This is a genomic window from Streptomyces abikoensis (assembly GCF_014648775.1).
Lineage (GTDB): Bacteria > Actinomycetota > Actinomycetes > Streptomycetales > Streptomycetaceae > Streptomyces > Streptomyces abikoensis.
The window spans coordinates 928,341-950,301 of sequence record NZ_BMRT01000001.1; the positions used below are offsets into that span (position 1 = coordinate 928,341).

At 72.9% G+C, this 21,961-nt stretch carries 19 protein-coding genes and 1 pseudogene; 11 read left to right on the forward strand and 9 right to left on the reverse strand.

Features of this window, described 5'->3' with window-relative positions:
* The first annotated feature begins 20 nt into the window (after window positions 1–20).
* Window positions 21–602 carry a helix-turn-helix domain-containing protein gene (locus tag IE096_RS04020; protein WP_189448431.1) on the forward strand — a complete coding sequence of 194 codons (582 nt, stop codon included), beginning with the start codon at window positions 21–23 and terminating at the stop codon, window positions 600–602.
* A 42-nt stretch (window positions 603–644) separates the two neighbouring features.
* Here the strand turns inward: IE096_RS04020 and IE096_RS31955 are convergent.
* Window positions 645–764 (reverse strand): annotated as a pseudogene (locus IE096_RS31955) (DUF397 domain-containing protein); the annotation flags it as partial.
* A complete protein-coding gene (locus IE096_RS04025) occupies window positions 727–1,665 on the reverse strand; it encodes a helix-turn-helix domain-containing protein (RefSeq protein ID WP_308430312.1) in 939 nt (312 codons plus the stop codon). The gene IE096_RS04025 and the pseudogene IE096_RS31955, both read right to left, overlap by 38 nt.
* 119 nt (window positions 1,666–1,784) lie before the next feature.
* Here IE096_RS04025 and IE096_RS04030 point away from each other — a divergent pair, with 119 nt between their 5' ends.
* From IE096_RS04030 to IE096_RS04040, 3 genes are all read left to right on the forward strand, one after another.
* Window positions 1,785–1,991 carry a hypothetical protein gene (locus IE096_RS04030; RefSeq protein WP_229819898.1) on the forward strand — a complete coding sequence of 69 codons (207 nt, stop codon included), beginning with the start codon at window positions 1,785–1,787 and terminating at the stop codon, window positions 1,989–1,991.
* 59 nt (window positions 1,992–2,050) lie between these two features.
* Window positions 2,051–2,179, forward strand: coding sequence for a hypothetical protein (locus IE096_RS31760; protein ID WP_268248276.1), 129 nt, complete (start codon window positions 2,051–2,053; stop codon window positions 2,177–2,179).
* A gap of 114 nt (window positions 2,180–2,293) precedes the next feature.
* The gene (locus IE096_RS04040; protein ID WP_189448435.1) at window positions 2,294–4,348 is read left to right on the forward strand and encodes an alkyl/aryl-sulfatase; all 2,055 of its coding nucleotides are present in this window, start codon (window positions 2,294–2,296) and stop codon (window positions 4,346–4,348) included.
* A gap of 7 nt (window positions 4,349–4,355) precedes the next feature.
* Here the strand turns inward: IE096_RS04040 and IE096_RS04045 are convergent, their stop codons facing one another.
* Window positions 4,356–5,054 carry an endonuclease V gene (locus IE096_RS04045; RefSeq protein ID WP_189448437.1) on the reverse strand — a complete coding sequence of 233 codons (699 nt, stop codon included), beginning with the start codon at window positions 5,052–5,054 and terminating at the stop codon, window positions 4,356–4,358.
* Window positions 5,055–5,134: 80 nt separating this feature from the next.
* Between IE096_RS04045 and IE096_RS04050 the strand changes: the two genes are divergently transcribed.
* Window positions 5,135–5,434: a YciI family protein gene (locus IE096_RS04050; RefSeq protein ID WP_189448439.1), complete on the forward strand. Its 300-nt coding sequence runs from the start codon at window positions 5,135–5,137 to the stop codon at window positions 5,432–5,434.
* Between the two features lie 160 nt (window positions 5,435–5,594).
* Here the strand turns inward: IE096_RS04050 and IE096_RS04055 are convergent, their stop codons facing one another.
* The gene (locus IE096_RS04055; protein ID WP_189449572.1) at window positions 5,595–6,692 is read right to left on the reverse strand and encodes a beta propeller repeat protein; all 1,098 of its coding nucleotides are present in this window, start codon (window positions 6,690–6,692) and stop codon (window positions 5,595–5,597) included.
* A 153-nt stretch (window positions 6,693–6,845) separates the two neighbouring features.
* Here IE096_RS04055 and IE096_RS04060 point away from each other — a divergent pair, with 153 nt between their 5' ends.
* The gene (locus IE096_RS04060) at window positions 6,846–7,625 is read left to right on the forward strand and encodes a sensor histidine kinase (protein ID WP_189448441.1); all 780 of its coding nucleotides are present in this window, start codon (window positions 6,846–6,848) and stop codon (window positions 7,623–7,625) included.
* 215 nt (window positions 7,626–7,840) lie between these two features.
* Window positions 7,841–8,248 (forward strand): spore wall synthesis regulator SsgD, encoded by a 408-nt coding sequence (gene ssgD / locus IE096_RS04065; RefSeq protein ID WP_189448443.1) that lies wholly within the window; start codon window positions 7,841–7,843, stop codon window positions 8,246–8,248.
* Window positions 8,249–8,278: 30 nt separating this feature from the next.
* Here ssgD and IE096_RS04070 read toward each other — a convergent pair whose 3' ends face one another.
* A complete protein-coding gene (locus tag IE096_RS04070) occupies window positions 8,279–9,841 on the reverse strand; it encodes a hypothetical protein (RefSeq protein ID WP_229819899.1) in 1,563 nt (520 codons plus the stop codon).
* Between the two features lie 65 nt (window positions 9,842–9,906).
* Window positions 9,907–10,407, reverse strand: a complete 501-nt coding sequence (locus tag IE096_RS04075) for an inorganic diphosphatase (RefSeq protein ID WP_189448445.1) — start codon at window positions 10,405–10,407, stop codon at window positions 9,907–9,909.
* A gap of 302 nt (window positions 10,408–10,709) precedes the next feature.
* Here IE096_RS04075 and IE096_RS04080 point away from each other — a divergent pair, with 302 nt between their 5' ends.
* Window positions 10,710–11,249, forward strand: a complete 540-nt coding sequence (locus IE096_RS04080) for a hypothetical protein (protein WP_189448447.1) — start codon at window positions 10,710–10,712, stop codon at window positions 11,247–11,249.
* Between the two features lie 12 nt (window positions 11,250–11,261).
* On the opposite strand, the gene IE096_RS04085 is transcribed toward IE096_RS04080, so the two are convergent.
* Window positions 11,262–12,191 carry a DMT family transporter gene (locus tag IE096_RS04085; RefSeq protein WP_189448449.1) on the reverse strand — a complete coding sequence of 310 codons (930 nt, stop codon included), beginning with the start codon at window positions 12,189–12,191 and terminating at the stop codon, window positions 11,262–11,264.
* A 391-nt stretch (window positions 12,192–12,582) separates the two neighbouring features.
* On the opposite strand from IE096_RS04085, the gene IE096_RS04090 reads away from it, so the two are divergent.
* The 3 genes from IE096_RS04090 to IE096_RS04100 are packed head-to-tail and all read left to right on the forward strand — an operon-like array spanning window position 12,583 to window position 18,628.
* The gene (locus IE096_RS04090) at window positions 12,583–14,106 is read left to right on the forward strand and encodes a flavin monoamine oxidase family protein (RefSeq protein ID WP_189448451.1); all 1,524 of its coding nucleotides are present in this window, start codon (window positions 12,583–12,585) and stop codon (window positions 14,104–14,106) included.
* Complete coding sequence (locus IE096_RS04095; RefSeq protein WP_189448453.1) at window positions 14,106–17,435, forward strand: ferritin-like domain-containing protein; 3,330 nt, start codon at window positions 14,106–14,108, stop codon at window positions 17,433–17,435. Before IE096_RS04090 ends, IE096_RS04095 begins: the two co-directional genes overlap by 1 nt.
* A complete protein-coding gene (locus tag IE096_RS04100) occupies window positions 17,432–18,628 on the forward strand; it encodes a cytochrome P450 (protein ID WP_189448455.1) in 1,197 nt (398 codons plus the stop codon). The genes IE096_RS04095 and IE096_RS04100 overlap by 4 nt, the downstream gene beginning before the upstream one ends.
* A 56-nt stretch (window positions 18,629–18,684) precedes the next feature.
* Here the strand turns inward: IE096_RS04100 and IE096_RS04105 are convergent, their stop codons facing one another.
* A complete protein-coding gene (locus IE096_RS04105) occupies window positions 18,685–20,271 on the reverse strand; it encodes an FAD-dependent oxidoreductase (RefSeq protein WP_189448457.1) in 1,587 nt (528 codons plus the stop codon).
* Window positions 20,272–20,411: 140 nt separating this feature from the next.
* Window positions 20,412–21,860: a uridine transporter UriT gene (uriT, locus tag IE096_RS04110; RefSeq protein WP_189448458.1), complete on the reverse strand. Its 1,449-nt coding sequence runs from the start codon at window positions 21,858–21,860 to the stop codon at window positions 20,412–20,414.
* Between the last annotated feature and the right edge of the window lie 101 nt (window positions 21,861–21,961).

Below are 21,961 nucleotides of genomic sequence, written 5' to 3' on the forward strand. Positions count from 1 at the left end.
TCCCCCCGATCGAGAGGGAGATGAGCACGGTGATCAATCGGGTGCGGCAACTGCGGAAGGAACGGCTGATGACCCTGGAGGTCCTCGCCGAGCGCGCCGGTGTCACCAAGAGCTACCTGTCCAAGGTCGAACGCGGCCAGAGCACACCCTCCATCGCCGTCGCCGCCGCCCTCGCCCGCGCCCTGGACGTCCACCTCGACAGCCTCTTCACGGAGGCCGAGCAGCTCACCGACGTCACGGTGACCCGGGCCGGGGAACGCAGCCCCCTGACCCCCGAGCAGGAGCCCGGCTCCCGCTACGAGGGCATCGCGCTCCAGGCCAGCACGAAGCGGATGACACCGTTCATGCTGTACCCGCCGCACGACGCCGACGGGGTGCCCTTCCGGGACCACCCGGGCGAGGAGTTCCTCTTCGTCCACACGGGCCGGGCGGAGCTTCTCTTCCCCTCACGCTCCGTCGAACTCGGCCCGGGCGACTCCGTCTACTTCAAGGCCACGGTCCCGCACAAGGCACGCTCGCTGAGCCCGGAGCGGGCAGCGCTCCTGCTGATGGTCTGCGACGACCACGACGCGCCGGACACGGCGCATCCGCACCTGCCCTGACGCGGCCCTCGGCCCCGCCAGGGCGGTGCGGTACGGCTACGGCTACGCCGTCGCCTTGACGCCCGCCACGAAGGCGGACCAGGAGGTGGTGGTTACGGCGAGGACGGGCCCGTCAGGGCCCCGCTTACTGTCCCGGACGGGGACGACGCCGGTAGGGGCGTGTTCGGGGGCCCATTCGACGCACGTCCCGCCGTTCGCGTCGCTGTAGCTGGATTTCACCCATATCGAGTGGGTGAGGTCGGGGGTGGCGCTCATGAACGTATGCCTCCATTACGTGCCGGATGAGACGGAGAGAATCCGGCAGGGACAGAGCGTTGGCGCGTAGCCGCTCATAGGTCGCCCGCGCTTCGCCGACAACTCCCGGCGCGTCATGCACTTGCCCCTGCACATAGCTCTCCGCGTACAGGACTTCGGTCCCGTCCTTCTGCCTGAGCAAGATAAACGGTGCGCCTCGCACTGGCGTGCCCCCGAAGGGGAGCACCTGAACCGTGATGTGCGGGTGCTCGGACACCGCTGCCAGGTGCTGGAGTTGTCCCCGCATGACGTCGGCGCCGCCCAGGCCGGACCACAGCACAGCCTCGTGCAAGATGACCCAGAACGACGGGGGATTAGGTCCGTCGAAGACTTCCCGGCGTCGCATGCGGTCGTCCACACGTTGCTTGATGCGCGGTCGGGAATCATCGGCCGGGGACGCCCGATAGACGGCTTCGGCGTACTCGGGCGTCTGCAAGATCCCCGCCACCAACACGGGCGAGTAATCGCAGACGGCAGCCGCCTGGCGCTCCAGTTGGAGATATGGCAGCAGCCATACTGGATTCCCGGCATCCGCCGCCCTCTGCCGCATCCGGGCGTAAACACCCGGCGTGCCGAACACCCGGTCGCACATCTCCGCGAACTGCGGCGACGCGAGTTGCTGACCGCTCTCGACCTTGCTGACGTACGGTTGGCGGCACCACAGCTTGTCGGCCAGCTGGGCCTGCGTCCACCCGCGCGCTTCGCGGGCGAGCTTGATCTCCTTGCCGAACATCTCTGCGGGCGTCTCGACTGCCGCGTCCTCGCTCACGTGCTCAACTCCCTGCATTCCAGAGGTTTCTGGAATGACAAACCGTCTGGTCAGCCACATGTCACGGGTGGAGTCTTGATTCCCGTTCAGACAGCGCGGAACACACGGAGTTCGAACAAATGACGAAGCAAACCGCTGCCACAATGACCTACCGCCCCGGCGCATGGCTCGTGGACACCCACCTCAACCGCCTCGGCTGCCTCATGGCCACCGAAGGCGGCAGGGCGCAGCTCCGGCCACCGGGTGGCGGGCGGGAGTGGGACGCGCGGCCCGAGGCCCTCCGGCTGGCGACCGCCGTCGAGAAGCGCGCGGCAGGCGTCCGGTGACGATCCCACTCCCCCACACCAGCGGCGGAACGCCGACCACGCCGCCCTGCTCACAGTGCGTGCTCTTCGCCCGAGCGAAGGCCGGGGCCGTCGAGCGGTCGGACCCGATGGCCCTCTCCCAGTACCAGGCGGCCGAGAAGGTCCACTGGGCCCGGGCCCACCCGGACCACCCGGTGAATGACCTGTGACGTGATCCCGCCCCCGTACCGGGGGCGGGCCTCTGTCCGGTTCCGTTCCTTGCGGGGCATTTTCCGCTGCGAATAGCGTCGATGGCGTTCCCGTGTGCCCGAGGAGGCGTTCGCATGCCCGAGTTCGCTGAGCAGATCGAGGTCGACCCGGCCGTCGCCGAGGCCAACCGGCAGATCGTCAATACCATCCCGCCGAACTCCGAGGACTTCGAGGACGCCCGGCGCGGGCTCATCGCACTCCCCGGGATCCCGGCGATCCCGGACCGCCACAAGGGCGACCGGATCGTGTGGAACTTCGTCAGCTACGACTTCCTGAGCCAGGACTCAGGGAGCGACGCCCCGCCCTCCGTCAACGCGAGCCTGTGGCGTCAGGGCCTGCTCACCGCCCAGGCCGGCCTCTTCATGGTCGCGTCCTACGAACGCGGTGCGATCTACCAGGTCCGTGGTTACGACCTGTCCAACATGACCATCATCGAGGGTGATTCGGGCATCCTCATCATCGACCCGCTCGCCTCTTACGAGACAGCCCAGTGGGCGCTGAAGCTCTACCGGGACGCGACCGAGAGCAAGCGGCCGATCGTCGGCATCATCTACACCCACAGCCACGTGGACCACTTCGGCGGCGTCCGGGGTCTCTTCCACGAGAAGAACGGTGAGGTCGACGCCAACATCCCGGTCATCGCCCCCGACGGCTTCCTGGAACACGCCGTCAGCGAGAACGTCTACGCGGGTCCGGCCATGTCCCGCCGCTCGGAGTACATGTACGCGGCCAAGCTGGACAAGGGCCCGCACGGGCAGGTCGGGGCCGGGCTCGGGCTGACCGTCTCCACGGGTGAGGTCACGCTCGTCCCGCCGAACGTGAACATCGGCGGCAGCGGTACCGCTCCCGTCCCGCGCGACCAGTGGTCGTCGAAGGACGTCATCCCCTGGCGGCCCGGTCTCTACCGGGAGCTCGTCGACGGGATCCGGATGGTCTTCCAGCTCACGCCGGGCACCGAGGCCCCGGCGGAGATGAACATCTACTTCCCGCAGGCCCGTGCCCTGTGCGCGGCGGAGAACGCGACCCACACCCTCCACAACATCCTGACCCTGCGCGGCGCCCAGGTCCGGGACGCCCACGCGTGGTCGAAGTACCTCACCGAGACGATCCAGACCTTCGGCGAGCACACGGAGGTCGAGTTCGCCTCCCACCACTGGCCCCGCTGGGGCAAGGAGAAGATCGTCGAGTACCTGAGCAACCAGCGGGACGTCTACGGCTTCCTCAACGACCAGACGCTGCGGCTGATCAACACCGGCAAGACGGGCATCGAGATCGCCGAAGAACTGGAACTGCCCGAGTCCCTCGCCTCCCACTGGTACGCCCGTGGCTACTACGGCTCCCTCAGCCACGACCTGAAGGCCGTCTACCAGCGCTACATGGGCTGGTTCGACGGCAACCCGGCGCATCTGTGGAACCTCCCGCCGGCCAAGGCGGGCGCCCACTACGTGAACGCGATGGGCGGCGTCGAGGCCGTCGTGGCGACGGCGCAGGCGGCCTACGACCGCCAGGAGTACCGCTGGGTCGTCGAGCTCCTCAACCACGTCATCTTCGGCCACCCCGAGGACAGCGCGGCGGCCAAGGAGTTGCAGCGCAAGGCCATGACCCAGCTCGGCTACGGCTCCGAGAACGGCACCTGGCGCAACTTCTACCTCACCGGTGCCCACGAGCTGGCCCACGGCGTCGAGAGGCCGTACAACCAGGAACCCGGCGACATCATCGTCAGCACGAGCCTGGAGCAGTACTTCTCCACGCTCGCCCGTGCCGTCGACGGCCCCAGGGCCGCCCGCGAGCAGCGCGACCCGATCGTCCTGCAGTGGGTGATCAGCAACGGCGACGAGCAGACCTGCACGACGACGCTGCGCAACGGCGTCCTCGTCTACGTCGCCGGCAAGGACCGCTTCGCCGGTGCGCCGCAGACGGTGATCAAGCTGACGCGTGACGTCCTCAACGGCCTGATGTACGGCGCCCAGGGTGACTACCGGGCCGCCTTCGACAAGGCCGTCCGCGACGGCCTCGTCCAGATCCCCGAAGGCAAGCCGGAGTACGCCGACACGGTCTTCGGCTATCTGACCAGGCCCGACGCCTCGTTCCCGATCGTCGCCCCGGCCACGCCGGTCACCCCTCAGTAGCCGGGCCTCAGCCGGTTCCCTCCGCCAGCGCGCGCCGGCAGAGGGAGTCGGCCGCGCGGGTGGTCTCGGGGAGCCGGTAGCGGGGGGCCAGCGCCAGCGTCCACGCGGAGGCGTGGTCGAGGCTCACGCGGTGGCCGACCGAGACGAAGACGGGCTTGACGCCCTTCTGGGTGCGCAGGGCCCGGCCGACCTCCTCCACGCCGTCCAGCAGCGGGGACGTGTCGCCGCGTTCCGGGCCCGGCGCGTCGTACGTGAAGGTGAAGGGGTTCTTGGCGACGCCGATCGTGGGCAGGCCCGTGAGGACGCCGAGGTGGCTGGCGAGCCCGAAGCGGCGGGGGTGGGCCAGGCCGTAGCCGTCGCAGACGACGAGGCCGGGGGTGACGGTGAGGCGGTCGAGGACGGCGAGGACGGTGGGGATCTCGCGGAAGGCGAGCAGCCCTGGTACGTAGGGGAAGGCGACGCGGCCCACGGCCGTCGCCTCCTCGACCACCTCCAGGGTGGTCCCGTCGAGGGCGACGGCCGCCGCGACGACCACGTCGCGCTCGTCGTCGTAGGCGACGTCCACGCCCACCGCGAACAGTGGCGCGCCCGGCGTCGGGCCGGGCTCGTCGAGGATCACCCGGCCGCGCAACTCGTCCTGCACGGCGGTCGCTTCCGCCTCGGTCGTCGGCCAGCCGGGCGGCAGGGGGCGGGGTGCGTCGATCATGGTGGCCCACGGTACCGGGCGGGTGCCCGGCCGCCGGGGCGGGGGTGCCGTCCCGGGCGACCGGGCGTAGCCTGTCGATCATGTTCGTACTGGAACTGACCTACATCGCCCCCATCGAGCGCATCGACGCCGCGCTGCCGGAGCACGTGGCCTGGCTGGAGGCCCACTACGAGACGGGCGTCTTCATCGCCTCCGGCCGCAAGGTGCCGCGTGACGGCGGGATCATCCTCGCGGTGGGCGAGGACCGGGCGAAGATCGAGGAGATCACGCGCAGCGACCCGTTCACGGTGGCGGGGGTGGCCGAGTACACCATCACCGAGTTCATCCCGACGAAGACGTCCAAGGCCATGGAGCCGTACCGGCAGGAGCTGCCCTCCTAGGCCGCGCCCCCCTAGGGGCGCGGGGAACTGCGCGATCGGCCGACGACGGCCCGCAGCCGACACGCCACCCCGGGGCCCGGGCAATCTGCGGCCACGTCGTGGCTTGTCGCGCAGTTCCCCGCGCCCCTTACGGGGCACCGCGTGGCCCGCCGGACAGGGCCTAGGCCCTCCGGGGTGCCAGTCGGGCGATGCGTCCCTTCTCCCCCGCCGCCCAGCAGCCCGCGCCCGGCGCGGCGGCGGGGGCGCAGTCGACCGTGTCGTACGAGCCGGTGTCGAACGTCCGCCAGGTGCGGCCGCCGTCGGTGGTGAGCTCGCTGCCGGTGGGGCCGACGGCGAGGGCCGTGGCGCGGGTGTGCGGGAGCCAGGCGACGCCGGAGCGGTAGGCGGCCGGGGGCAGGGCGGCGGTGCGCCAGGCCCTGCCGCCGTCGCCGGTGGCGGCGGCCGCGCGGGGCGACGGCTGTCCGGCGCGGTAGTCGCCGCCGACGGCGAGGCCGTGGGCGCGGTCGCGGAAGGCGAGGCCGAAGACGCCCCGGGCGGGGTCGCCCGCCGGCAGGGGCGCCTCGGTGGCGGTCCAGGTGCGGCCCCGGTCGGTGGAGTGCAGCACGCGGGAGACGGCCGCGCCGCCGGTGGCGATCCAGGCGTCGCGGGGGCCGGAGCTCACGACGCACTGGCCGCTCGCGGCGAAGGCCGCCTCGCCGCTCAGCGCGGCGGGCAGTCCGGCGGTGGGCAGGGGGCGCCAGGCGCGGCCGCCGTCGTGGGTCTCCAGGAGCCGGAACCTGCCGTCGACGGGGTCGCCGAGGGCGATGCCGTGGCGGCGGTCGAAGAAGGTCACGCAGTCGTAGAAGCCCTTGGGATCGGGGTTCCGGAAGGCTTCCGTCCAGGTGGTGCCGCCGTCTTCCGTCCGCAGGATTCTCGACGCGTCGCCTTCGCCGATGGCGAGGACGACGGCGTTCCGCGCGTCGAATGCCTCGACGTCCCGGAACTCCAGCCCGCGCGCCCCGGGAGGGGAGACATCGCTCCAGGTGGTGCCGCCGTCGCGGGTGAGCAGGACGGTGCCCTTCGTGCCCGCCGCCCAGGCGGTGGCGCGGCTCACGGCGGCGAGGCCCCGGAAGCGGGCGTCGCTGCCGGTGTTCTTGACTTCCCACGCCATGTGGCGGTCCGGGCCGGCGGTCTGCGCGGACGTCGTCGCTGCCGGGCCCGCCAGGGCCAGGGCGGCCCCGCACGCCCCGGTGAGCAGGGTTCGTAAGGTCTTTCCCATGCGTCTCATGGGGCCGGAAGCTAGTGGAGGCCAGGCGGAACCGTCCATGGCAGCTCCATGACGACGAGGCCGTTAAAAATTCATCCTTTCGGCCGGTGAACCATGGCCGCACGGACGAACCGGCGCGGGGACGCCATGCCTAGCGTGGTGGTCATGGCCCAGCTCCCCCTGCCGTCCTCCGGCTCACTCCACGTCCACACCGCCGTCCTGCTCGCGCTGGTCGCGGCCGGGGTGACGGCGCTGGGCCTCTGGCTCCGCCACCGGGACGCCGAGCGCGCCCGGGCGGTGGCCGCCGCGCGCGAGGCCGAGCGGCTGAAGCTGGCGGGCGAGCTGCACGACTTCGTCGCCCATCACGTGGCCGCGATGACCCTGCTGGCCAAGGCCACTGGGTCGCTGGCGGCCGACGAGCGCGTCGCCGCGTCGCTCCGCGACATCCATCAGGCGGGTGACGAGGCCATGGCGACGGCCCGGCGGCTGCTGAAGGTGCTCCAGCAGGACGAGGCGCGCCGCGCGCCGCTGCCAGGGCCGGCCCGTACGGCCGAGCTGGTGGCGGCGTTCCGCGAGGTGCGTCCGGACGCGCGGGTCACGCTGAGCGTCGACCCCCGCTTCGACGAGGGGCTGGCTCCCGGACTGGGGGCCTCCGTCCACCGCATCGTCGGCGAGGGCCTGGCCAATGTGGCGAAGCACAGCCCGGACGCCTCCGACGTGGGGGTGTCTTTGCGGCGTTCCGGGGAACGGTTGATCGTGTCCGTGCGCGACGACGGCGGGCGGCCGGGACGCACACCGGCCGTCCGCCGCCCGCCGGAGGGCGGCGGGGGGCTCGGGCTCGTGGGCGTCGGCGAGCGCGCGGACGCCGTCGGTGGATCGCTGACGGCCGGGCCGGTGCCGGAGGGAGGCTGGGAGCTGCTGGCGGTGCTGCCGGCGCGGCTCTGAGGGGCGTGCGGTCCGGGTCCGCCCATCCTTGGCCGTATTCCTTGAAGTTCATTGCCATCAATGACAAATGTCTTCTTTTTCAAGGGCCGTGATGCAGCTCACGCTGGATTCATGTGCACGACCACGATCGTTCGGCCGTCTCACTGTGTAAAGCAGAGGAAGTCACATCGGCACGGAAGCGCACCACCGGGAAACCGACCGCAAGGGAGCCGGCATTGTCCACTGTTATCGAACAGGCTGTCCAGGCACGCATCATCGCGTCGGCTCCGCCGTCCCGGACGGTTCCCGCGCTCCTGCGCTACGAGAGCGCCGATCCGTTCGCGGTGCGGGTCGTCTTCCCGCCCGCGGCCTCCCTCGACGGCGACGAGGTCGAGTGGACCTTCGCCCGGGAGCTGCTGGCCCGGGGCCTGCTCCGCTCGGCGGGCGGCGGGGACGTACGGGTGTGGCCGTGCGGCCCGCACCGCACGGTACTGGAGTTCCACGCGCTGGAGGGGGTGGCCATGGTGCAGATCGACACCCCTGAGCTGCGGGCCTTCCTGGCGCACACCTACGCGCAGGTGCCGGCGGGCGCCGAGGCCGGGCACCTCGACGTGGACAGCGACCTGGCCGCCCTCCTGGCCTGAACGGGTCCGGCCTGAACGGGTCGGGGACCGTCAGGGGAGGTAGGCGAGCCAGTCGGTGCCCGGCAGCGGGTGGGAGTGCCACCCGCGCGCGTAGGGCGGGAGGTAGGGGTGGCCCGGGTCGTACAGCAGCGCCGTGGGGATCCGGGCGGCGGCGCGGACGATGTCGTCGGTGGTGTGGGAGCGGTTGTTGCCGGCGGTCTGGGCGGAGACGCAGCCCGCCTCGTAGGCGATGGGCTGGGCCCGGGGGCCGATGACGAGGCAAGGGGCGATGACGCCGAGGCGGCCGAGTTCGTTGGCGGCCCTGCGGTAGCGGACGGTGGTGTCGCGCGCGTCGGCGGTGTTGAACCGGAGTTCCTCGACCTGCACGGCGAGGTGGGCGGTGAGGACGGCACCCAGCAGGGCGACGGCGGCGAACCGGCCCCGCCGGCCGGCCGCCGCCCCGGCGGCCCGCACCGCGTGCGTGGCGAGACCGGCGACGGGGAGGGCGAGCAGGGCGTAGACGGGCAGCAGGAAGCGGGGGGCCGCGTAGTCGAGCAGGAGCAGGTAGGGCGCGGCGAGTGCCAGGGCGCAGGCGACGGGCAGGAGAGTGACGGCGGCCCCCTCACGCTCCCGGGGCTCACGGGACTCACGGGGCTCACGGGCCTTGCTGGGCTCCTGGGGCTCCTGTCGGCGGGCGCGCAGGGCGAGGGCGCAGGCGGTCGCGATGAGGACGGGGAGCAGCAGCCACCAGAGGGAGTGGGTGATGGAGGGGCCGGCGATGCGACAGGGGCGGCAGAGCTGGGGGCCGTTGAGGGCGCGGTAGGAGGCGCGGAGTCCGGCGCCGAGGTGGGCGCCCATGCCGCCCTCGGTGTCGCTGGAGAGCGCGAGCCGCCGGCCGATGCCGCCGAAGCGCGCGTACGCCTCGACCGCCCACTGCGCGCCGCCCGCCGCGAGCCCGCCGAGGACGGCGACCGCGGTGGCGCGCGTGCGCCAGGCCCGTACGCCGGCGCAGGCGGCCAGCAGGGGCAGGGCGAGCCAGACGGCGTCGGGGGCGCGCAACAGCGCCGCGGCGGCGAGGGCGACGGCGAGCCCCGTACGGGCCCGGCGCCGGCCGGGGGCGTCGCGGCGGGCGCGCAGGAACCAGCCGACGGCGGCGACGGCGGACAGCGCGAGCCAGAGGTTGGGCATGACCTCCGGGCCGCTGAGCACGGTGATCCACAGCCCGGTGAACAGCAGCGCGGCGAGCGCGACGCGCCCCTTGCCCAGCAGCGGCTCCCACACGCGGAACGCGGCGAACAGCGCGAGCGAGGAGAGCAGTACCAGCGCGACCCTCAGCACGGGGACGGAGGGAGTGAGGGAAACGACGGGCGCGACGAGGAAGCTGATGCCTCGTGAGCGCGGGGCGCTGAAGAAGGCCGCGGGATTGCGGGGGTCCACCTGGGAGAGGTAGACGCTCTCGTCCCAGCCGAGGTCCATGTGGGCGACGGAGTAGCACAGTTGCAGTACGGCGAAGGCGACGGCGACCGCAGCCAGGCGTACGTCGTGGTGCGGCGTAGCATCCCGGTCCGGGGTGGCGGAAGCGGGACCGGCGGCGCGCCGGTCGGTGGTGGCCATGCCCTCTTCTACCGTATCGCCGCCACCCTCATCGCTCACCGTCGCTCACCGTCGCTCGCCATCGCTCACCAGGGGGAGCTCGCCCCGGCGGCCTTGGCCCGGGCACGGGCGGCGCTGATCTCGGCCTCGGCGGCCACCCGGCCCGCCCAGCAGGCGGCCTCGGCGGACTTGCCCGGCTCGAGCTCCTTGTAGACCTCGAAGAAGTGCTGGATCTCCAGCCGGTCGAACTCGGGCAGGTGCCGGAGGTCGCGCACGTGCTCGTGCCGGGGGTCGCCGGCGGGCACGCACAACACCTTGTCGTCCTCGCCCTGTTCGTCCCGCATCCGGAACATCCCGATCGCACGGCATCGGACGACTATGCCGGGGAACGTGGGGTCCCCGGCGAGCACGAGCGCGTCGAGGGGTTCCCCGTCGGCGCCGAGGGTCTCGTCGATGTAGCCGTAGTCGGCGGGGTAGCGGGTGGAGGTGAACAGCATCCGGTCGAGGCGGATGCGGCCGGTCTCGTGGTCCATCTCGTACTTGTTGCGGCTGCCTTGCGGGATCTCCACGACGACATCGAAATCCACGGGGGCTCCTCCGGAGGGGTTCGGCAGGGTCACCATGGTGGCGCGATCCGCGCTCTGCGCGCCACGGGGCGTTCACCCTGCGGGGCGTTTGTCCGGTGCGGGCCGGTGGGTGGTTTGTGCCCACCCTCCCCCAGCTACCGCTGGGAGGTGCCCCCAGCCCTGCGGAACGCCTGCCCACAAACCACCAGGGGGCGTGAGTGCCATCCTCCGCGCCCCGCGCCCGGTGAATGCCATCGTCCCTTCCGCTTTGCCGACCGGCATGATGCGGTCCTCTTGGCCGTTCTCGTGGTGGAGGAGTGCCGGTGAAGCGTTCTCGGCGGAAGGTGTTGTTGACGTGGGTGGTGCTGGTGCCGGCTCTCGTGGCGGGGCCCGGCGCGCTTCCCGCGCGGGCTCACGAGCGGGACGCCTCCCGTCCCGCCCTGGTGTGCGCCGGCGACGCGACCGTCCGCTTCTCTCCCGGCCTGACGCTGCGCACGCGTCCCTCCCACATTACCGGTAGCGCCCGGTACACCTGTACGGGCACGGATCCGGGCATCACCGGGGCCGAATCCGTGATCGAGGGCGGCGGGGAGACGGGGTGCCTCTCGATCGACAGCACGGCGGTGGAGCGGGTCACGTGGAACACCGGTGAGCACAGCAAGGTGCTCTACCGGCGGCACAACCTCGTCCAGCCGGCCGTCGGCGAAACCGTGTCGCTGGTCGACGGCACCGTGGTGGAGGGGAAGTTCAAGGGCAGGTCGGTGGGGTCCCCCGGGGCCCAGCTCAGCCTCGACCCCCTCGCCTGCCTCACGCACCGGGGCGTCGAGGTGATCGACGGCCCCACCACCCTCGTGTTCCTCTGACGACGGGAGTCGTCACGGCGCATGCCCGGGGTCCCCTGCGCGTCGCGCGGCGGCCGGGACCAGGTCGCGGTCGGGCTGCCGCGCATGGGGCAAGGGGAGGGCATCCGCCGGACGCTTCGCGTCCTGGACGGTCAGCGTCACCACTCCCGCCGCGGCCACCGCGCCCGCCACGGCCGCGAGGAGCGCGCCCGTCGCGCCGTAGCGGAAGACCTCGCCGAGTTCGGCGACGCCGATCGCCGCGGCCACCACGGGGTTGACGACCGTGACGGTGGCCAGCGGCGCGGCGAGGCCCGCGCCCCGGTAGGAGGACTGGGACAGCAGCATCCCGGCCAGGGCGAGGGCCGCGATCGCGCCGAGGCCCGGCAGGAGGGCCGGGATGTCGGCGCCGCGCCTCGTCCAGTCCTCGGCGACGGCCTTGGTGAAGACCGACGCCATGCCGAAGGCACCGCCCGCCGCGGCTGCCAGCAGGACGCCCCGGGCGCCCGGGTGGCGCAGCTGGCGGGCGGCGAGGGCGGCCAGGGCCACGGCGGCGAGGGCCACGGCCGCGAGCAGGGGGCGTTCGGCGCGGGCGAGGGTGTCGCCGTGCGGGGTCCCGGTGAGGCTCAGCAGCCCCGCCAGTCCCACCGTGGCGAGGAGCGCGCCGCGCCGGCCCGCCGCGCCGACGGGGCGGCGGGCGCACAGCGCGGCCATCGGCAGGGCGAAGACGATCGTCAGCGCGCCCAGTGGCTGAACGAGGCTCAGCGGGCCGTAGGCCAGGGCCACCACGTGCAGCCCGGCGCCGAGGCAGGTGAGGGCCACCGCGCCCCACCAGCCGGGGCGCCGCAGCGGCGCGTACCCTCCGCCGGGGCTGGTGGCGGCGACGCGTTCCTGGGCGATGGCCGCTCCGGCGTAGCAGACGGCGGACACCAGGCACAGCAACACCGCCACGGCGAGCGCGCTCACGCGCCACCCCCGCTCCAGGTTCTCCGCTCCGTCAGGTCGTGCTCGTGGTCCATCCCTCCACGATGCCCGGCGAAGGCGCCCGCGTCGTCGTACTTGAGTACGGGCTTTTCGGTACTCCGCCAGGAGTACGGGCGGACGATCCGAGGGGTTGCCGGGCGGCGTGGGGCCCGCGTCGATCACGGTCGGCGGAGGGAGCGCATTGCCCATGGGATGTCCGGACGATCCCCCGCCGTATTTCGCCGTACCGCGTCTACGATTTCGTCGACGCCGGGGAAAAATCCGCTGCCAGATTTCGAGCGTCCTCAAATACCATTGCGTTCTGACGGCCCCGTATGAAATTTGTACGGGTGCTCGAACGGGGAAAGCACGGCATTAACGGGGGGAACCACCAATGTCCGCGAACTCCACAGTTTGGCATGCCCACGCATTCGATAAATTCGAACGTCGGGGGCGTCACGTCACCGTCATCGGCGCCGGTGTCGCCGGCCTGGTGACCGCCTACGAACTGGAGCGCCTCGGCTATCGCGTCGAGGTGCTGGAAGGCAACAGCCGTATCGGTGGCCGCATTCTCACCCACCGGTTCGGTCCTGGCCCCGGCGCACCCTCCGTGGAGCTCGGCGCCATGCGCATTCCGGCCCACCACCACCACACTCTCGAATACATTCGGAAGATGGGGCTGGCCGGCGAACTCCGCACGTTCGCCACGCTCCTCTCCGAGGAGAACGCCTATCTCCACACCCGGAACGGCTTCATTCGCATCCGGGACGCGGCCGGCCCGCTGCGCGAGCACTTCCGCGCCGAGCTCGCGCGACAGCGCCCGGACCACCGGTACACGACGGGCACCATCGTCTTCGGCACGTGGCTGACGGCCATCGTCGACGCCATCGCGCCCCCGGACCTGCGGGAGGCGCTCCGCGCCGACCTCCACCGCCAGCTGCTCGACATGGTCGACCACCTCGACATCACCGAGCACATACGCGGGGCGGCGCGGGACCGCGTCGACCTCCACACGTTCTTCGCCGCCTACCCGGGCATCCGCGCCGGGTGCAGCGGCCGGCTCAACAGCTTCCTCGACGACATCCTCACCGAGACCAGCCCCGACCTGCTGCGGCTGCACGGCGGCATGGACCAGCTGACCTGCCGTCTGGCGGGCCGGCTGCGGGGCCCGGTGGCCCTCGGCCACCGGGTCACCGGCGTCGACGTCCGCGACGACGGCGTCCTGCTCCAGGTCAAGGCGGGCGGCCGGACGGTCGTCAAGCGCTCGGACCTCGTCGTGTGCACCGCGCCGTTCCCCGCCGTCCGGCGGATGCGGCTGAGCGGCCTGGACACCGACAAGCTGGCCGTGCTGCGCGACGTGCAGTACTGCCCGGCCACCAAGGTCGCCTTCCTCTGCCGGACGCCGTTCTGGCGGGAGGGCGGCATCGAGGGCGGCGCCTCCTTCACCGGGGGGCGCATCCGCCAGACCTACTACCCGCCCGTCGACGGCGAACCGGGGCGCGGCGCCGCCCTGCTGGCCAGCTACACCATCGGGGACGAGGCCCGGAAGCTGGGCCGGATGTCGGCCTGCCGCCGCCATCGCCTGGTGCTGGACGAGCTCAGCGTGGCCCACCCCGAGCTGCTCTCGCCCGGCATGGTGCTGGAGGCCGTGAGCGTGGCCTGGGGGGACTCGCGCTGGCAGGCCGGCTGCGCCGTGCGCTGGGGCAAGAGCCCCGGCGAGGTCGAGGAGGAGCTGCTGCGCGCGGGCCGCCCGGCGCACCGGCTGTTCTTCGCGGGCGAGCACTGCTCGACGTCACCCGCCTGGATCGACGGATCGATCGAGTCCGCGCTCCGGGCCGTCGAACAGGTGGCGGACTTCGCCACCGACCGCCGCCGCACGGCCGTCTCCGGCCGGGCCAACCCCGCGGGAGCCCTGTGATGAGCGTCTTCGATCTGCCCCGGCTGCACTTCGCCGGCACCGCGACGACGAAACTGCCCACCGGCCCGCGCAGCGGGCTCGTGGACCTGGCCGCCAACCGCGCCCTGACCGGTGACGGGCGGCCGTTCCCGGCCGACCGGCCCGCCGACGAGTACCACGACCACCTCCAGCGGCTCGGGCCGCACTTCGACGCCGCCGGGCGCTCCTGCCCGGCGGCGGAGGGGGGCGTCTTCAGCGCGGCCAAGGGGCGGCACTTCGACGGCAACGGCCACTTCCTCATGGACGCCCGGGTCGTCTCCGTCGAGGGCCCGGACATGCCGGCCGGCGCCCCGCCGTCCACCGACGACCCGGTCGTCGGCCGCAGCGTCGACGTGTGGGGCCACTACAACGAGTACCTGCGCACGACCGTCAACCGGGCCCGGGTCTTCGACCTGGACCCGGCCTCCCGGTGGACGACCACCCTGATGATCGGCCGGTTCGGGCTGGGGCGCCTGGGCCGTTCGCACGACGACGGCTACATGCTCAGCAACGCGGTCGAGGGCTTCCAGCCGCCGCGCTGGGTGGACTTCCGCCGGATCCTGGGGGTGGGCGAGCACGCGCTCGCCCGGGAGCTGGGCTATTGCGCCGTCCACCAGTTCGTCGTCACGCCCGAGGAGGGCGCGGACGGGCTGGGCTGGCTGCCGGACGCCCGGCTCTCCCCCGCCGTGCGCGCGCTGCGCGAGGCGGTGGAGGGCGGGGCGGACGGCCTGGTCGTCCAGTTCGCGCTGGACGACGTGACCTCGCCGCTCGCCCCGGACACCCCCGCCCTGTGGCGGGTGCGGGGAACGATCGCGCCCTGGCACGCCGACGAACTGCGCAGCTATCCCGCCGGCCGGCTGCTCGCCCCCCTTCCGGGGGCGGGCGGCCCGCTCCACCACATGACGGTGGAGGTCGGGCACGGCCGGGCCGCGTTCAACATGGTCTCCGCCGTGCCGCTCACGGGCCGGGCGGCGGAGGCGGGCCCGGGCCCGCTGCACCGGCTCGGGCCGCCGCTGGACGCCGGTGATCTGGAGCTGCGGTCGGCCGGCTCCGGCCGGCTCCTCGCCCGGCTGCCCGCCGGGTCGTACACCGGGCCGGACGCCGGGTCGAACGTCGTGGAGCTCACCTCCGGCATCGTCACCGTGCCCGCCGAGGCGGGCTGGGAGGCCGCCCCGGACGAGCCCCTGTGCCTGGTGCGGGCCGCCACCGGCACCGGGGACCCGGAGGTGCTGCTCGCCGAACGGGAGATCAACGTCCAGAGCGACGAGGCCGTGGTGACCCTCCATCACCGCGACGCGGCGCACGGGCGCGACCACGCCGTCGAAGTGCCGCTGCGCGTGTTCGTGCGCGGCCGCCCGGCGAGCGCCGGGACCGTCCACGCGAGCCAGTACTCCAACCCGCGCGCCCTGCCCGCCGACCCCGTCGCGGGCGGCGCGGGGGCGCGCTGCGGGGACGCCGTCCACCTGGGGATGCGCGGCGGGGACGGCGGCTTCACCGCCGAGTGCGCCGTCGCGACCGACGAGACGGGCCGGGGCCTGCTCACCCTGCGCGGCGAGCGGGCGGGCACCTGCCGCGTCCTGCTGACCACCGACCCCGCCGACCGGCCCGCCGCAGACCCCACGGCGGCGGGCTCCGCCTGGACGGCCTACGACGACGAGGACGCCCTCGGCTACTGGGCGGGGGCGGGCGCCCTGTCCGTCCGCGTCCTGCCCGACGACTGGCACCTGGACGACGTCCCCCGCGAGGACGTCGACTTCACCCTGCTGCACCGCGAGGTCTTCGCGTTCTACGAGCACATCTCCACCTTCATGCGCTCCGACGTCTTCAGCCTCGCCGACCGCTGCAAGGTGGAGACCTACGCCGAGCTGGCGTGGCAGATGTGCGACCCGCGCAACAAGGCGAGGACGTACTACATGCCGCCCACCCGCGACCTGACCGACCCCAAGGCCCGCCTCCTGCTGGCCTATCTGCGCAACCAGCAGGAACGGCCCCGCCCGCCGCTGACCGCCCCGGCGATCCCCCTGACCGAGCCCGCGATCACCACGCGCGGCGAGCTGTGGACCGCCCTCAAGCAGGCCGCCGCACTGGAGCTCGCGGTGATGCTCCAGTACCTCTACGCCGCTTTCTCCGTGCCCACGCACGGCGCCGGGCGGGAGTACGTACGGCGCGGCCGGTGGACGGCGGAGCAGCTGAAGCTCGCGTGCGGGCAGGGCGGCGCCACCGTCGACGACGGGATCCGGGGCACCCTGCTGAACGTCGCCCGCGAGGAGATGATCCACTTCCTGCTGGTCAACAACATCATCACGGCCATGGGCGAGCCCTTCCACGTCCCCGTGCTCGACTTCGGCACGCTCAACGCCGAGCTGCCCGTCCCGCTGGACTTCGCCCTGGAGGGGCTGAGCGTCGGCAGCGTGCAGCGCTACATCGCCATCGAGCAGCCCGCCGGACTCACGCCGGAGGTGCGCCGCGAGAGCGGCGCCCGGCCCACCGCCGTCCGGCCGCTCGGCTTCACCTGGAGCTCGGTGAGCGAGCTGTACGCGGGCATCCGGGAGGGGCTGCGGCGCGTCCCCGACCTCTTCCTCGTCGAGAAGGGGCGCGGCGGCGGCGAACACCACGTGTTCATGCGCGAATCGGTCAACGCCACCCATCCCGACTACCAGTTGGAGGTCGACGACCTCGCCAGCGCCCTGTTCGCCGTGGACTTCATCACCGAGCAGGGCGAGGGCGGCACCCTCGGCGAGGCCGGGCCGTCGGACTCCTCGCACTTCCAGAGCTTCCTGCGGATCGGCGAGGCCCTGACCACCGAACGCGTCCCCGGGCCCTACGGGCGGCTGCTGCCCTGGAGCCCGGCCTACCCGGTGCTGCGCAACCCCACGGTGGGCGTCGGGGACGCGGCGAAGGACTCGATCACCGACGACGAGGCACGGGCGGTGGCACGGCTGTTCAACCGCTCGTACCACGTGATGCTCCAGCTGATGGCCCAGCACTTCGGCGAGAGCCCGGACGGCAGCCTGCGCCGCTCGAAGCTGATGAACGCCTCCATCGACGTGATGACCGGCATGATGCGCCCGCTGGCGGAGCTGCTGGTGACGATGGAGTCCGGCCGCCGCGGCCGGACCGCCGGCCCGACGTTCGAACTCGACACCCCGCCCGCGTTCGTCCCCCGGCCCGACGTGGCGCGCCGCGCGCTGGCGCTGCGCCTGGACCACCTCGCGGCGGCGGCCCGCAAGTGCGAGCCGGTGCCGTCCCAGGTCGCCGAGATGGCGGCCTTCCACGCCGACTTCTTCCGCCGCCAGGGAGACACCCCATGAGCACATCGATACCCCCCTTCCGCCCGGAGGACGTCGACCCGGCGGACCCCTACGCGTCCTACCGCCCCTACCGGGAACTCGACCCCGTCCACCGCTCCGGCGACACCTGGTACCTCTTCCGCCACGCCGACGTGGCCCGGGTGCTCACCAGCCGCCGCTACGGCCGGGGCGCCCTGCCCGCCGCGCTGCCCGAGCAGTGCCCGCACCTGCGGCGGACCGTCACCAACTGGCTGGTGTTCATGGACCCGCCGGAGCACACCCGGGTGCGGGCGCTGGTCGCGAAGAGCTTCACGCCCCGCATCGTGGAGGCGCTGCGCCCCCGCATCCGGCGGCTGGCGGCGGAGCTCACCGCCGAGCTCACGGCGGCGGACCCGGCCGATCTGGTGGGCGGCTTCGCCGCGCCCTTCCCGATCCTGGTGATCAGCGAACTGCTGGGGGTGCCGAGGGCGGACCGCCCCTGGTTCCGGGAGCGGGCCGTGGACCTCCAGCAGGCCACGAGCTCCCGGGCGGCCCGCCGCTCCGACGGGTTCGCGGTGGCCGAGGCGGCCGCGCGGGAACTCGCCGAGTACTTCCGGGCCGAACTGGCGGGGCGCCGGGCGGGGCACGGCCCCGACGCGGCGGACCTGATCGCGGCGATGCTGGCGGCCGAGGAGAGCGTTCCGCTGGGTGACGACGTCCTGGTGGGCACCTGCATCCATCTGCTGACGGCGGGCCACGAGACGACCACCAACCTGCTGGCCAAGGGCCTGCTGGCCCTCTTCGCCCACCCGGAGCAGCTCGCGGAGCTGCGGGCGGAGCCGAAGCTGCTGCCGGCCGCGGTGGAGGAGCTGGTGCGCTACGACCCACCCGTGCAGATGATCAGCCGCTGGGCCAAGGAGGACGACGAGATAGCGGGGCACGCCGTGCGCCGGGGCGAGAAGGTCGTCCTGGTGCTGGGCTCCGCCAACCGGGACGCCGGACGCTTCCCCGACGCGGACCGCCTCGACATCCACCGCGACGCGCTCCGGCACACCGGCTTCGGCATGGGCATCCACTACTGCGTGGGCGCCCCCCTGGCACGGGCGGAGGCGGAGATCGGCCTGACGGAACTCCTCCGCCTGCCGGGCCTGTCCCGAGCGGCCGACCCGATACGGTACGCGGACGACCTGATCTTCCACGGACCAGCACGCATGATGATCCGAACAGCCCCGTAAGGGGCGCGGGGAACTGCGCGACAAGCCCCCACCGGCCCGCGGTGAACCGAACACGCTCAGCCCCTACGGACGAACCAAGAGCCAAGGTACGCGTCGAGCGCCCGGCCATCCCCCGCCCGGGCGCGCAGCCCGATGTGCCCGTCCGGCCGGACGAGCAACAGCGTCCCCGGCGCGGGCCCCTCGGCCACCCCCTTCCCGGCCCGGATGCCGAAAACCTCCGCCCGCACGGCGTACCGGTCAAGAACCCGCCGCACCTCGGCCGTGTCGATCGTCCCCGGCACCGTACCGGTGGTCAGCGTGCCGCTCGCCGCACCCACCAGCAGCGTCCAGCGCTCGTACGACAGCAGATCGTGGAGCCTGCGCTGCCGCCCGCTCTCGGTGACGGGCAGGTCGGGCAGCCGGTCGCCCGCGCGAAGGGCGCCGCGCCCGCCCCGGTCGGCGGCGAGCGGCCCGCCGCGGTAGTGGCGGAAGAGCTCGCTGAGAAGGTTGCGCCCCTGCCGGTTGAACGTCTCGCTGCGGAGGAGCGAGGGGCCGAGGAGCCGCATCGCGCCGAGAGTGGCGGCGGAGGGCGGCAGCTCCAGGACGTTGCGCCGCATCTGCCGCATCACCTCCTGGGCGATGGCGCGCTGCTCGGCGGTGTAGGTGTCGAGCAGCGCGTCGCGGGCGTGCCCCTGGTGGACGGCGGCGAGCTTCCAGGCGAGGTTGTGGACGCCGCGCAGCCCGGTGTTGAGCCCGCGCCCGCCGACGGGGGCCCACAGGTGGGCGCTGTCCCCGGCGAGGAGGGCCGGGCCCACGCGGAAGGTTGCCGCGACGCGGTCGTGGAAGCGGGCCCGGTTGAACCACTGGGGCTCGGTGGGCATCAGGCGGACGTCCGGGTCGTGGGTGACCCGGGCGACCAGCTCGCGCATCTCCTCGACGTCGGGCGGCGCGACGTGCCCGGGGTCGGGGTCGTCGCGGAAGCAGAAGAAGCGGTACCCGCCGCCCGGGCGCGGCGAGACGATGAGGCTGGCGCGCCGTTCGAGGAAGAAGTACGTGGTGTCGGGGGCGTAGGGGTAGGGCCACCGGGGCCGGGCGTTGATCTGCACGGCCTGGAGGCCGGTGCGGCGCTCGCCGTCGAAGAGGAGGCCGAGCGTTCTGCGGACGACGCTGTGGGCGCCCTCGCAGCCCACGACCCAGCGGCAGTCGAGGGTCTCCACCGTGCCGTCGGGTCCGCGCACGTCCACTTGGGCGGCGCGTTCACCGGGGCGGACGGCGACGGCCTCGCTGTTCCAGCGGACCTCGGTGCCGAGTTCGCCGAGGCGCTCGGCCAGCAGCGCCTCGATGGCGATCTGCTCGATGGACAGCGGCTGGGGGAAGGCCGTGCCGGGGACGGTCATGGCGTGCCGGCCGATCTCCCGTCCCCGGACGTGGAAGACGGCCTGGCGCAGGGGCAGTCCCTGGTCGAGGAAGCGCTCCTCGCAGCCGAGGTCGCGCAGGATCTCCAGGGCGCGCTGCCAGAGGACGCTGGCCCGCACCTGCCGCTTGGTGCCGGGCTCCTTCTCCAGGACGGTCACGCCCAGCCCGTACTGGCGCAGGGCCACGGCCAGGGCCAGGCCGGTGGGCCCGGCCCCGATGATCACGACGTCCCGGCAGAAGCGGCTCATGGGCCTCCCCATCGCTCGCCCTTATGGTCGGGCATGCGGGGGGAGGCTTCAATGGGACGGCCGGGGGGCATTCGGGGGGCGCCCACGGGGCATTGACCCGTTCGGGCGCCCGTTCGACGGCGGACGGGCGCCGGCGCGCCTCAGTGCGCCTCCGCCTCCACGGGCTTGGGGATCAGGAAGGACGTGCCGAGGGCGGCGGCCATGATGACCACGCCGGCGATCATGCTGGTGACATAGCCGCCCGCCGAGGACGGGTCACTGGGCATCGTCGCGGTCTTGACCGCGTAGAGCAGCGCGAAGCTCAGGCCCGCGCCGAGGTTGAAGGCGCCGGCGTTGAGGCCGGGCAGGAAGCCCGGGTTCTCCTTGGGCGACAGCACGATGCCCAGGCCGTTGAGGACGATGTTGGCCACGCCCGCGTAGGTGATGCCCACGAGGATCGAGGTCACCAGCAGCATCACGCGCGAGTGGGCCGGGATGGTGAAGATCATCAGGATGACGGAGGCGGCGGCGCCGACCAGGCCCAGGCGCAGGATCCGCCCGTAGCCGTAGGTGGCGGCCAGCCGGCCCGCGATCGGGCCCATGGCCAGGCCGGCCAGCGCGTAGGGCGTGAGCGTCCACCAGGCGGAGGCCTCGGCACTCATGCCGAGGCCGGCCTTGGCGTCCTGGGCGAACGCGGGGATCAGGCCGTTCATGACGGCGAACACGCCGGTCATGGTGAGCACGGTGGTCAGCAGGATCGCCCAGGTGGCGCGCTGCTTGAGGTGGCGCGTGGCGACCAGCGGGTGGTGGGTGCGGTCCTCGGTCCGCCAGAACAGGGCGAAGGCGATCGCGGAGAGCACGACGAGCCCGCCGACCAGGCCCCAGTTCGCCGCGTCGAGCTTGCCCGCCTCGTTGAGGGCGACGAGCAGCGCGCCGACGGAGACGACGAGGAAGGCGACGCCCGGCCAGTCCATCGAGTGGGCGGAGGGGACCTTGGTCTCGCGGGTCAGGGTGGCGACGAGGACGGCCGCGATGACGGCCACGACGGCCATGGCCCAGAAGACGGACTGGAAGCCGTGGTTGTCGGCGAGGTAGCCGCCGGCCAGGGAGTCGACGCCGGCGATGCCGCCGTTGACGGCGGTGATCGCGCCCAGGAGGGTGCCGTAGCGCTTGGGCTCGGTGACCTCCATCCGCAGCATGATCAGGCACAGCGGCACGGTCGGCCCGGACGCGCCCTGGATGAGCCGGCCGACGAACAGCATGGGAACGCTCTCGGCCAGCGCGGCGACCACACAGCCGACGGCCATCAGCGCCAGCATCCCCGCCAGCACCTTGCGGCGTCCGATGACGTCGCCGAGGCGGGGCAGGAACAGCGAGAACAGCGCGGCGGAGGTGAAGAAGGCCGTCTGGGTGAGGCCGATCTCGGCGGAGCTGGCGTGGAGGCTGTCCTCGATGCTCTTCAGCGCGGGGCTGAGCATGCTCGCGTTGAGCTGGAAGGCCACGCAGGCCGCCAGCAGCGCCGTGACCAGCACGCCCACGCGCACGGGACGGTGGCCGTCCCAGGTGGCGGGCTGGTCACCGGCGGGGTGATCAGTGTGAGAAACGTTCATGCTTCGACGTACCAATTCGTTCAAGGCTCGACCGCGACCAGTCTGTGGCAGACGGCGGGGACGGGCGACCCCGGCCCGGCCGGGCCGATCTGCCGCAAAGT